Origin of the sequence: Microbacterium sp. NPDC090014 (genome assembly GCF_044748285.1) — a bacterium.
Taxonomy (GTDB): Bacteria; Actinomycetota; Actinomycetes; order Actinomycetales; family Microbacteriaceae; genus Microbacterium.
In genome coordinates, this window is record NZ_JBIVFS010000001.1 from 112,063 (window position 1) to 123,271 (window position 11,209).

The 11,209-nt window shown below is 69.2% G+C and carries 10 protein-coding genes and 1 riboswitch; of the genes, 2 read left to right on the forward strand and 8 right to left on the reverse strand.

What is annotated here, in order from left to right; all coding sequences use genetic code 11:
• Positions 1 to 5 precede the first annotated feature (5 nt).
• Positions 6 to 755, forward strand: coding sequence for a sulfite exporter TauE/SafE family protein (locus ACIPV5_RS00510; protein WP_053097979.1), 750 nt, complete (start codon positions 6 to 8; stop codon positions 753 to 755).
• 27 nt (positions 756 to 782) lie between these two features.
• Here ACIPV5_RS00510 and ACIPV5_RS00515 read toward each other — a convergent pair whose 3' ends face one another.
• The 8 genes from ACIPV5_RS00515 to ACIPV5_RS00550 form a co-directional block, all read right to left on the reverse strand.
• Positions 783 to 1,613 carry an NAD(P)-dependent oxidoreductase gene (locus tag ACIPV5_RS00515; protein WP_053097980.1) on the reverse strand — a complete coding sequence of 277 codons (831 nt, stop codon included), beginning with the start codon at positions 1,611 to 1,613 and terminating at the stop codon, positions 783 to 785.
• Between the two features lie 46 nt (positions 1,614 to 1,659).
• Positions 1,660 to 2,421 carry an SDR family NAD(P)-dependent oxidoreductase gene (locus ACIPV5_RS00520; RefSeq protein WP_400338903.1) on the reverse strand — a complete coding sequence of 254 codons (762 nt, stop codon included), beginning with the start codon at positions 2,419 to 2,421 and terminating at the stop codon, positions 1,660 to 1,662.
• A 167-nt stretch (positions 2,422 to 2,588) separates the two neighbouring features.
• The gene (locus ACIPV5_RS00525; protein ID WP_320488957.1) at positions 2,589 to 3,245 is read right to left on the reverse strand and encodes a hypothetical protein; all 657 of its coding nucleotides are present in this window, start codon (positions 3,243 to 3,245) and stop codon (positions 2,589 to 2,591) included.
• Positions 3,246 to 3,900: 655 nt separating this feature from the next.
• Positions 3,901 to 5,184: a hemolysin family protein gene (locus tag ACIPV5_RS00530; RefSeq protein WP_400338905.1), complete on the reverse strand. Its 1,284-nt coding sequence runs from the start codon at positions 5,182 to 5,184 to the stop codon at positions 3,901 to 3,903.
• A gap of 94 nt (positions 5,185 to 5,278) precedes the next feature.
• Positions 5,279 to 6,319 carry a TerC family protein gene (locus ACIPV5_RS00535; protein WP_400338908.1) on the reverse strand — a complete coding sequence of 347 codons (1,041 nt, stop codon included), beginning with the start codon at positions 6,317 to 6,319 and terminating at the stop codon, positions 5,279 to 5,281.
• A 235-nt stretch (positions 6,320 to 6,554) separates the two neighbouring features.
• Positions 6,555 to 7,352: an energy-coupling factor transporter transmembrane component T family protein gene (locus ACIPV5_RS00540; RefSeq protein WP_400338911.1), complete on the reverse strand. Its 798-nt coding sequence runs from the start codon at positions 7,350 to 7,352 to the stop codon at positions 6,555 to 6,557.
• On the reverse strand, positions 7,349 to 8,809 hold the full coding sequence (locus tag ACIPV5_RS00545) for an ABC transporter ATP-binding protein (RefSeq protein WP_400338913.1): 1,461 nt from the start codon (positions 8,807 to 8,809) through the stop codon (positions 7,349 to 7,351). Before ACIPV5_RS00545 ends, ACIPV5_RS00540 begins: the two co-directional genes overlap by 4 nt.
• The gene (locus ACIPV5_RS00550; protein WP_053097984.1) at positions 8,806 to 9,462 is read right to left on the reverse strand and encodes an ECF transporter S component; all 657 of its coding nucleotides are present in this window, start codon (positions 9,460 to 9,462) and stop codon (positions 8,806 to 8,808) included. Before ACIPV5_RS00550 ends, ACIPV5_RS00545 begins: the two co-directional genes overlap by 4 nt.
• Positions 9,456 to 9,565, reverse strand: a riboswitch (TPP riboswitch). Its footprint overlaps the gene before it by 7 nt.
• 83 nt (positions 9,566 to 9,648) lie before the next feature.
• On the opposite strand from ACIPV5_RS00550, the gene ACIPV5_RS00555 reads away from it, so the two are divergent.
• A complete protein-coding gene (locus tag ACIPV5_RS00555) occupies positions 9,649 to 11,112 on the forward strand; it encodes a D-alanyl-D-alanine carboxypeptidase (RefSeq protein WP_363522606.1) in 1,464 nt (487 codons plus the stop codon).
• The last annotated feature ends 97 nt before the right edge of the window (positions 11,113 to 11,209 follow it).

The following is an 11,209-nucleotide window of genomic DNA, read 5'->3' on the forward strand; positions in this document are numbered from 1 at the left end:
ACCCGGTGATCGAACTCGCACCCCTCGCCTGGGCGGCGCTCGGCCTCGCCGCCGTCACGATCGGCATCTCGAAGACCGCGCTCCCCGGCGGCAGCATCCTGGCCATCGCACTGTTCGCGACCGTGCTCCCCGCGCGCACGTCGACCGCCGCGATGCTCCTGCTGCTCATCGTCGGCGACGTGTTCGCGTTGATCACCTATCGCCGCCACGCGCACTGGCCGACGCTGCTGCGCCTCGCGCCCGCCGTACTCGCAGGGCTGCTGGCCGGCTTCGCGTTCCTCGCGCTCGCGGGCGACGGCATCGTGCGTCGGGCGATCGGCGTGATCCTGCTGGCGATGATCGCAGTCACCCTGTGGCGGCGATGGCGGCAGGACCGGGCGGATGCCGCGTCGCCCGCACCGGGAGGCATCGTGCTCTCGGGCGTCTACGGCACTCTCGGTGGCTTCACGACCATGGTCGCCAATGCGGGCGGACCCGTGATGTCGATGTACTTCCTCGCCACCCGCACGCCCGTGCAGGTGTTCCTCGGCACCTCGGCCTGGTTCTTCGCGATCATCAACCTCGTGAAGATCCCGTTCCTCGCGGGCCTCGGCCTCTTCGAGGGCCACGTGCTGCTCATGGATGCCGTGCTCGCGCCGCTCGTGGTGCTCGGCGCTCTGGGCGGCATCCGCCTCGCGAAGCGCATGAACCAGGTGCTGTTCGACCGCATCGTGATCGTGCTGACGATCGCCGGTGCCGTCTACCTGCTGTTCTGACCGTCTGCTCCCCGCGGCAAGACCGCCTCAGTCGAGGAAGATGTCGGGGAACAATCGGTCGTCGGGAGTGCCGGGGACGGCGGCGTAATGCGAGAAGTCGGTCACGCCGTCGGCCTCGAGCACGTCCTCGACGATCAGGGTCTGACCGGTGTATTCGGCCGCGGGCTTGAGCAGCACCGCATAGGCGGCGTCGGCGTAGATGTCGGGCGTGCGGCTCGCCGCCATGACCTTGTCGCCGCCGAGCAGGTTCTGCACCGCGGCGGTGGCGATGGTGGTGCGCGGCCACAGGGTGTTGGCGGCGATGCCGTCGCGGGCGAACTCCGCGGCAAGGCCGAGCGTGACCATCGTCATGCCGAACTTCGCGAGCGTGTATCCGGTATGCGCACCGAGCCACTTCGGTGTGGGGTTCAGGGGCGGCGACAGCGACAGGATGTGGGGGTTCTCGGCGTCCTTGAGGATCGGCACCGCCGCGCGCGAGAGCATGAACGTGCCGCGGACGTTCACGTCCTGCATCAGGTCGTACTTCTTCGCGCCGAGGTCGAGCGAGCGCGAGAGGTCGATGACGCTGGCGTTGTTGATGACGATGTCGATGCCGCCGAACTCGCCCTGCGTCTTGAGCACGGCCTCGGTGATGTCGTCGTCGTCGCGCACGTCCCCGACGATCGGCAGCGCCTGACCGCCCGCCGCCCTGATCTGGTCGGCGGCCGTGTGCACCGTTCCCTCGAGCTTCGGATGCGGGGTGTCGGTCTTCGCCAGCATCGCGATGTTCGCGCCGTCAGCCGCGGCACGCAGCGCGATCGCGAGTCCGATGCCGCGGCTGCCGCCGGACATCAGGATGGTCTTGCCTGCCAGTGACATGGATTCTCCTTGGAGCGTCGGGGCTTCGGGACTGCGGGGTTCGGGCTTACTTCGGTGCCATGCGGATCGCGCCGTCGAGGCGGATCGTCTCGCCGTTGAGGTAGCCGTTCTCGACGATCTGCTGCACGAGAGAGGCGTACTCGTCGGGGCGTCCGAGACGCGAGGGGAACGGCACCTGCTGGCCCAGCGAGTCCTGCGCCGCCTGCGGCAGGCCCATCAGCATCGGGGTCTCCATGATGCCGGGAGCGATCGCGCAGACGCGGATGCCGTAACGAGCGAGCTCGCGAGCGACCGGAAGCGTCATGGCGTGCACGCCGCCCTTCGAGGCCGAGTATGCCGGCTGGCCGATCTGCCCGTCGAAAGCGGCCACGCTCGCGGTGTTCACGATGACACCACGGTCGCCGGTGTCGGTCGCGTCGTTCTTCGCGATCACGGCGGAGGCCTGCGACAGGACATTGAAGGTGCCGACGAGGTTGATGCGGACGATGCGCTCGAAGTCGGCGAGCACGGCCGGGTTGCCCTCGCGGTCGAGCACCTTCGCCGGCGGGGCGATGCCCGCGCAGTTGACGACGATCCGCAGCGGAGCGGCGGCCTGCGCTGCGGCCACGGCGGCAGCGGCATCCTCAGCGCTCGTGACATCTCCGCCCGAGAACACCCCGCCGAGGTCTGCGGCGATCTCGGCACCTGCCGACGAGGGCAGGTCGAGGATGGTGACGACGGCGCCGGCGGCGGCGAGCGTTCGCGCGGTGGCGAGGCCCAGACCGGACGCACCGCCGGTGATGAGAGCACTCGAGCCCTGGATCTGCATGCGGTTCTCCTTCGAAACGTGTGCGACTCAGTGTCAGCTTAGCTGATTCCGAGTTTCAGGCGACACATCACGAGAGGCCTCGCGACGGTGTCGACCCCGAGCCTACGCCGCGCACGTCGAAGGGGCGGGCCCATGACGGCGCCGCCCCTCCGGAGTGACTCGCGAGATCAGACCTGGATCTGCGCGGCGATGCCCTTCAGCTTGTGGCGTGCGAGCGCGAGGTTCGCCGACGCACTGTTGAGCACGAGGTAGATGAAGAGCCCGCTCGCACCGGTCGTGTTGAGCACGTTGATCAGGTGATACTGCGAGCTCAGGGTGATGAGGATGTCGTCGATCTCATCCGTGATGCCGAGGTCGCGCATCGTCGCCAGCTTGGCGCGCACGACGTTCGAGTTGCCCGCGGCGGCGATCCCCAGGTCGAATGAGGGGTTGCCGCCCTGGGCGAGTGCCATTCCGCTGCCGTAGTCGACGATCGCGGCGCCGGTGGCGCCCTCGATGGCCAGCAGCTGCTGCAGGGCGTCGTCAAGTGAACTCATGTTGTACTGCTCCTCTATGGTGATGCGTGTGCTCTCGACGCCGGCGTCAGGTGCCTGTGCGGATGCCGGAACGTCGCCGCTCCAGATCCACTCGACGAACTGGTCGAGATCCCGTTCGCCGGATTCCTGCGACGAGATCGCCGGAGCCTTCGGCAGCCCGACCGCGGTAGCGTGAGCGGCATCGGAATCGGCACCGGGTGCGACCTCGGAAGCCGCGGATGCGGACGAGGAGGCATCGGCATCGCTGCCCTGCCGCCGCCACCACTGTGACCGGGACGAAACGCGCACGAAGACCTCTGATGTGTCGAGTGGGATGGATGATGCGGCCGCCGACGGCGACCGCGACTGAGACTAACCGCGTCCCGCCGCCCGGAGCCGGAAAAATACACGCATACCGATATACGTTCGAACATGAGATGAGCGCCCCATGAGCATCCCCTCCACGACGACGGAGATCCCGCCGATCGTGCGGTCACTGGCCGCGGGCGCCGCGCTCACGCCGGTATGGCTGAACGGCATCGGCGGGCTCACCTTTCGCACCGACGACGGGCGCTACATCAAGTGGGGCCCGCATGACGCCGAGGCGAACATGCGGGACGAAGCGGAGCGGATGCGGTGGGCACGGCGTTGGATCGCGGTTCCCGAGGTGATCGATCAGGGTGAGGACGCCACGCACGAGTGGCTCGTCACGGCTGCACTCCCGGGCCGCAGCGCTGTGGACCCCCGATGGATCGACGACCCCGAGACCGCCGTTCGCGCGGTCGGAACCGCGCTGCGCGCGATGCACGACTCGCTGCCCGTCGAGCAGTGCCCCTGGACCTGGAGCCCCGCATGGAGGATCGCGAACGCGGTCGAGCGCGGCGTCACGGTGCCGGCCGACCTGCACGAGCCGCCATCGGCTCAAGTACTACCGCCGACTCTGGAACGAGACCTGAGACTCGACTCAGTCGGTCGGCGAGGCGTCCTCGTGCACGGCCACTCGGATCTCCGAGATCCGGCGACGATCGACGGCCGTCACGCGGATCGTCGCACCGGGCACCTCGACCGAATCACCGACCACCGCGAGGCGGCCGAGCATCTCGGTGACGAAGCCCGCGACCGTGTCCGATGCGCCACGGGGCAGCGCGATCCCGGTGATCTCGGCGAAGTCCTGCAGATTGAGGCGGCCGTCGAGTGCGCCGCCGGCGTCCGGCATCCGGTCCTCCGTGTCGTACTCGTCGAAGATCTCGCCCACGACCTCTTCGACGAGGTCCTCGAGCGTCACGATGCCGTCGGTGCCGCCGTACTCGTCGACCACGACGGCGATCTGGTGACCGGCCGCCCGCATGCGGGTCAGGGTGGGCAGCACGCCCGCGGTCGAGGGCACGTACTCGACGGGACGCATGAGTCCGAGCACCGCGCGCGTCGGGTCGTCGGCGGCGGCCTCGAAGAGGTCGCGCACATGCACGAACCCCACGATGTCGTCGAGCGAGGCGTCGATCACCGGGTACCGCGAGAACGGCAGCTCGCGCACGTCCGCGATGGCCTCGGCGAGCGTCGCGGCGCCGTCGAGCGCGACGACCTCGGGACGGGGCCGCATGACCTCGCTCACCTGACGTCCGCGCAGCGACAGCACGTCGTCGAGGATGCGTCGCTCGTCGTCGGGGAGGCTCTGATGCGTCGCGACGATGTCGCGCAGCTCCTCCTCGCTGAGCTCGTCCGCCGCCTTGTGCGGGTCGCCGCCCAGCAGACGCACGACCGCATTCGTCGACACCGACAGCAGCCAGATGACCGGCCTCATGACCACGGCGAAGCCGTCGAGCACCGGCGCGACGGCATACGCGAACTGGGCGTTGCGCTGGATGGCGAGCCGCTTGGGCACGAGCTCGCCGAGCACGAGCGACAGGTAGGCGATCACGAGCGTCAGCAGCACGGTCGAGAGGGTGAGAGCCAGCGGAGCGGCGACCCCGACGTTCTCGAGCAGAGGCGCGACCGACGGGGCGATCGAGGTCGCACCGTAGGCGGCCGAGGCGAAGCCGGCGACCGTCACGCCGATCTGCACCGCCGAGAGGAAGGTGTTCGGGTTGCGAGCGAGGCTCGCGACCTTCTCGCCTCGTCTGCCACGAGCAGCGATCGCATTGATCTGACTCTCACGCAACGTGACGAGGGCCATCTCCGTCGCGGCGAACACGCCGCCGACGAGGACGAACACGAACACCAGAGCGATGTTCACCGCGAGGTCGCCCATCAGCGGGTCACCTCACGAGGTGCGGGGGTGCCCGAGGTCATTCGGGCGCCGGGTCTGTCGGGGTCTGCGGACGCGTCGGAGCGGCGCGACTGGTTCACGAGTGTTCCTTCTGGGTGTCGGTGGTGAGCGGTGCAGAGCTGGACGGATCAGGAGCGTCGAGCGCGTCGCGCTTGTCGTCGCGTCGCGTCTTCATGAGGCTCGCGACGGTGGCGACGGCGATCGTCGCGCCGATGAAGACGAGCGAGAACCAGATCGGGATCTCAGGCGCCCACAGCATCGGCTCGCCGCCGTTGATGAACGGGAGCTCATTGACGTGCATCGCGTGCAGCACGAGCTTGACCCCGATGAACGCGAGGATCACCGCGAGGCCCTGCGCGAGGTACACGAGGCGCTGCAGCAGGCCGCCGATGAGGAAGTACAGCTGGCGCAGGCCCATGAGGGCGAAGGCGTTGGCCGTGAAGACGATGTAGGCCTCTTCGGTCAGACCATAGATGGCGGGGATCGAGTCGACCGCGAAGATCAGGTCGACGAAGCCGATCGCGATGATCACGAGGAACATCGGCGTGAAGAATCGCTTGCCGTCGCGCTGCACGGTCAGGCGGTCGCCGTTGTACTCGTCGCTCACCGGCAGGATACGGCGCACGAAGCGCATGAATCGGCCGTTGGCCGGGTTGTGGTCGCCCTGTGCGAACGCCTGGCGGTAGGCCAGGAACAGCAGCAGCGCACCGAAGAGGTAGAAGATCCAGGAGAAGTTCTCGATCAGCGTGGCGCCGAGCGCGATGAATCCACCGCGCATGATGAGCGCGATGACGATGCCGATCATCAGCACCTTCTGCTGATAGATGCGCGGCACGGCGAAGCCGGTCATCACGATGAGGAACACGAAGAGGTTGTCGATCGACAGCGCCTTCTCGGTCAGGTACCCGGCGAAGTACTCACCGCCGTACGTCCAGCCCGACACTGTGCCGATGCCGACGCCGAACAGCAGGGCCAGACCGATGTAGAACGCCGACCAGCGAGCGGACTCGCCGATGGTGGGCTCATGGGGCTTTCGCACGTGGGCGAAGAACTCGTACACGAAGAAGGCGATCGTGACGGCGATCGTGATGATCCACACGAGGGGGGTGATGTTCAAGGAGGTCTCCAGAAGACGAGGCGTGACGAGGTCGACGCCAAGGTCTTCTCCATCCTCGAGAACGAGGACCGGGGACCCGGGATGCAGGGACATCCGTAATGACGAGCCGCCCGTGGTGGAGTACTCCCCTTGGGTTCACTCGATGCTAGCGAATACATCGGCATTCCAGCTATGAGAAAGCTGAGTGGATGCTGCCAGGTCCGGTGGTTCGGGCGGGCGTCCGGTCGTGGTCTCGTCAGGCGGTCGGGCCGAGGATGAAGTTCCACGCACCCGTGAGCACCGCCGCCGCGATCGCCACCGCCGGGATCACCGCCGCGACGACGACCAGCGCCGTGTCGCGTCGGTCCCACCTCGACTCCCGCGCCCACGAACGCGGTGCCGAGCCGCCGAAGCCGCGAGCCTCCATGGCCGTCGCCAGCGACGATCCACGACGGATCGCCAGCACGAACAGCGCGAACGCCATGCCGAGCGCACGACGGACCCGCCCCTCGTCGGCCACCCCGCGCGCACGCCGTGCGAGAGACAGCGCCCGCCAGTCGTCGACGAGCAGTCCCAGCATCCGCATCCCCGCGAGCGCGCCGACGACGAATCGCGCCGGAAGCCTCACCCGCTGCGCGAGGTCGTCGGCGAGGTCGGTGGGGTCGACCGTGATGAAGAGCACCACCGCGGGGAGTCCGATCGCGAGCACGCGCACGGCGGTCGCCGCAGCGAGCGCGAGCGACCCGTCACTGATGCGCATGACGAGCCACTCGACATGCACGGTGCCGCTGGTCGCGCCGTAGAGAGCGATCGTGACCGCGCTGAGCGGCGCCGCGATCCACAGCACCGCGGTGCGGGTCCAGAACTCCTTCGCACGCAGGCCTGCGAGCATGAGCAGAGGGATCTCGAGCAGCAGGGCGACGGATGCCGACACCACGTCGATCGTCAGCACGAGGGGCAGGGCGATGAGAAGCGCCGCGATGAGTTTCGCGAGGGCCGAGCGCGGGGCGATCGGACCGGATCGTTCGACGCGGGCGGTCAGCGGATCGATCATCGTCCCACCTCGATGCGCCGAGCGTGCAGAGCCTCGAGCACGGTCTCGTCATGACTGATCGCCACGATCGCCGTGCCCTCGTCGCGCAGACGTGCGATCAGGCCGACGAGTTCGGCCCAGGTCGTCGCATCCTGCCCGAAGGTGGGCTCGTCGAGCACCAGCATCCGGGGCCGCGTGGCGAGGGCGGCGGCGACCGTGAGCCGCCGCTTCTCTCCGCCCGACAGGGTGTAGGGATTGGCTGCGGCGAGCGAGGTGAGCCGCAGTCTTTCGAGCAGGTCGTCGACTCGGGAGGCGATCTCGGCGTCCGGCAGCTTCAGCGCCCGCGGCCCGACCGACAGCTCGTCGCGCACGGTCTTGGCGAGCAGCTGGTGCTCGGGCGTCTGCATGACCGATGCGATGCGCGTGAGCAGCGCGCGCGACGACCAGTGGATGGGATCCGGCTTCTCTCCGGCGGCGAGGGGCGGCAGAGCGGCGACCCGACCTTCTTCGGCCGGGATCAATCCCGCGAGCGTGAGCCCGAGCGTCGATTTGCCTGCGCCGTTCGCGCCGGTGACCCCGAGCACCTCTCCGGCGCGCACATCGACGTCGAACGGACCGGCGACGGCGAGCCCGCGCCTGCGAGACACAGTGAGACCACGGGCCTCCAGCAGCGTCGCTCCCGGCCGCTGCGCCGGTGCGGGCGGGACGGCGGGCGGGTGCCCGGGAACCCAGACACCGGATGCCGCGAGCTCCGCGCCCCGAGCGCCGAGGACCGCGTCCGGGCTGCCGTCGGCGAGCACGACCGTGCCGTCGGGCTCGGCGCCGAGCACGATCACCCGGGTCACGATTGGCAGCCAGATGTCGATGCGATGCTCGATGACCACGAGGGTCGCACCCGTCGCATCGAGGGCGGCGGCCACGGCATCCCGTACGTCCCGCACCCCTTCGGGGTCGAGGTTCGCCGTCGGTTCGTCGAGCAGGATGGCACCCGGTCGCATCGCGAGCACGCCGGCGAGGGCGAGGCGCTGCTTCTGACCGCCCGACAGCGCGGCCGTGGATCGATCGAGGGCGACGTCGAGCTCTACGGCGTCCAGCGCCGCGCGCACCCGCTGCCAGATCTCGTCTCGGGGGACGCCGAGGTTCTCGCAGCCGAAGGCGACGTCGTCGCCGACCCTCGCGAGGATCGTCTGCGTATCGGGATCCTGCAGGACCATCCCGACCCGACCCCGGGCGTCGGTGGGCGGCACGCCGTCGACGAGCAGCGCACCGTGCGTCTCGCCCTCATCCGCACCGCCGAGCACCCCGCCGAACCCCTGGAGCAGCGTCGACTTGCCCGAGCCGGAGGCGCCGAGCAGCAGCACCCGCTCCCCCGGCTCGATGCGCAGGTCGACGTCGCGCACCGCCCAGCGCCGTCGCGTCGCGTACCGCCACCCCCAGCCACGGGCTTCGAGGGTGGCGGGCGTCGTGAGCGAGCTCACACCCGTGCGGTGACCTCGCGGCCGGCGGCGAACCGGCTGAGGGCGCCCGTGGCGGCGAGTCCTCGGGCGATCAACCACGCCCCGAGCCCGGCGATGACCGCACCCGAGATGGTCGTCGAGACGATGTAGACGCTCGTGAAGAGCGTGTCGGCGCCGGCGTACCAGAGGATGCGGTCGTTGATGCCGCAGGCGAGACCCGCACCGGCACCAGCCAGCATCGCGACAGGCAGCCGCCAGACGCCGTACAGGAAGATCAGGAACACCAGCTCTGCGCCGAGACCCTGTACGAGGCCCGAGACGATCGTGAGCGGGCCCCACGCGTTGCCGACGAGTGCTGAGATGATCGCGGCGACCAGCTCGGTGTACAGAGCGGCACCGGGCTTGCGGATGATCAGGCCGCCGAGCACTCCGGCGATCAGCCAGGGGCCGGCGAGCAGGCCCTGAACACCGGGGAGCAGCGGCGTCAGGATGCTGCTCGGCACCTCGTAGCCGACGTTCCAGAGCAGGAAGATCATCGCGCATGCGACGGCGATGACACTCGCCACGACGATGTCGACGACCCGCCAGCGCCAGAGCTGCGGGCGACCGAGGCCCGTCGACGACTGCGTGGCCGATGCCGATCCCGTGGTGGATCCGGACGTGGATGTACTCATCTGTGACTCCTCCCTGCGCTGGCATGACCCAGATCAGGTTCGACGGTCGAAGCGCGATTCGCTCCCTCTCAGCCCGGCTCGCCGGACTCCCGTGGTTGTACCCACGATCTTACCCAGAGGCGACACCCCTCGTCCTCTCCCGATGCAGCGACACGGATCCCCGCACGAGTTCGGTACCGTGAGGAGGTGACCGCTCCCGATTCCGCCGAGGCCACCGCCTCCGCCGTTCCTGCGGATGACGACGTCTCTGCGATCTTCACTCCTGAGGCGACTCCCCCCGCGCAGTGGGCGGAGGAAGACAGCGGCGGCACTCCCCTGACGTGGGTCGACCCGGTCGACGTGGCCCAGCACCCGGCGACCGACGCGCTCGATGACGCGCCGGCCGTGGAGAGCGGCGGTGCGCTGCTGACCGGAGCGCACCTGCGCCCGGCGATCGCCCGGCCCGGCGTGCTGGTGCCGCTCGGCGTCCTCGTCGGCTTGCTCGGCACCTACGCCGGATCGGCCATGCTGTGGCCGTTGCACGAGGTCGCGCCGACGGTTCAGGCCGTCGAACTCGCCCCCGTCGCGGCGCCCGCTGCCGCGATCACCTTCCCTGCCCAGGGAAGCGCTGCCGTGGGGATCGGCGGCATCGGTACGACGTCGTCGTCGCTCGACGCTGCCGCGATCGCAAGCGTCACCAAGGTCGTCTCGAGCTTGATGGTGCTCGAGCGGATGCCCCTCGCCGTGGGCGAGCAGGGCCCCGAGTTCTCGTTCACGCGGGCCGACAACCTGGCCTACTGGGACTACCGCCGCTCCGACCAGTCCGCGCTCGACGTGCCCGTGGGGGGCACTCTCACCGAGTTCCAGCTCCTCCAGGGAACGCTGCTCGGATCGGCCAACAACTACATCGACCGGCTCTCCGCGGAGATCTGGGGTTCCCCTTCGTCATTCACCGCCGCAGCAGCTGTGTGGCTGCGCGACCGTGGTCTCGACGACATCACGATCATCACTCCGTCGGGCTTCGACGACCGCAACCGGGCCACACCCGAGTCGCTCGTCGCGTTGGCCGAGATCGCGATGCAGAACCCCGTCTTCGCCGGCATCGTCGGCACTCCGTCGGTCGATCTTCCGGGCGCGGGCACGGTGGTGAACACGAACGGGATGCTGGCGGACCCCGGCGTCGTCGGCGTCAAGACCGGCACGCTCGGCGACAGCTGGAACCTGTTGACCGCGAAGGTCGTCACCGTCGACGACACGACTGTGCATCTGTACGCGTCGGTTCTCGGTCAGGCCGACGACGCGCAGCGCCTCACGGAGACCCGTTCGCTGTTCACGCAGGTCGAGACGGCGCTGGAGCAGCAGACTCCCGCCGTCGCCGAGGGCACGGTCGTCGGCACCGTCACCACGGCGTGGGGCGCGAGCACCGATGTCGTCACGGATGCGGATGCCGATGTGGTTCTGTGGAACGGCGCCGTCGCCGAGGCCTCGACGGACTTCTCACTCGGCGACAGCCGCGAAGCGGGCGACGAGGTCGGCACGATGACGAGCGTCGGGCCGTTGAACACGGTGACCACGTCGCTGTCGCTCGCCGACGATGTCGATGCCCCGAGCCCGTGGTGGCGACTGACCCACCCCCTCGAACTCCTCGGCATCACGGCCGACCAGCGCTGACGCGTCGTCCCTCCAGCGAAAGCTCGACGGACGCAGAACGCCTCGCCGCCCGGGATTCGGGAGGCGAGGCGCTCTGTCGCTTCAGGGGCTCTGTCGC

Excerpts from the sequence above, each read along its gene's own strand:
- ACIPV5_RS00550 (WP_053097984.1), bottom strand. The coding sequence starts at position 9,462 with ATGAGTACATCCACGTCCGGATCCACCACGGGATCGGCATCGGCCACG.
- ACIPV5_RS00520 (WP_400338903.1), bottom strand. The coding sequence starts at position 2,421 with ATGCAGATCCAGGGCTCGAGTGCTCTCATCACCGGCGGTGCGTCCGGT.
- ACIPV5_RS00530 (WP_400338905.1), bottom strand. The coding sequence starts at position 5,184 with ATGGGCGACCTCGCGGTGAACATCGCTCTGGTGTTCGTGTTCGTCCTC.
- ACIPV5_RS00515 (WP_053097980.1), bottom strand. The coding sequence starts at position 1,613 with ATGTCACTGGCAGGCAAGACCATCCTGATGTCCGGCGGCAGCCGCGGC.
- ACIPV5_RS00540 (WP_400338911.1), bottom strand. The coding sequence starts at position 7,352 with ATGATCGATCCGCTGACCGCCCGCGTCGAACGATCCGGTCCGATCGCC.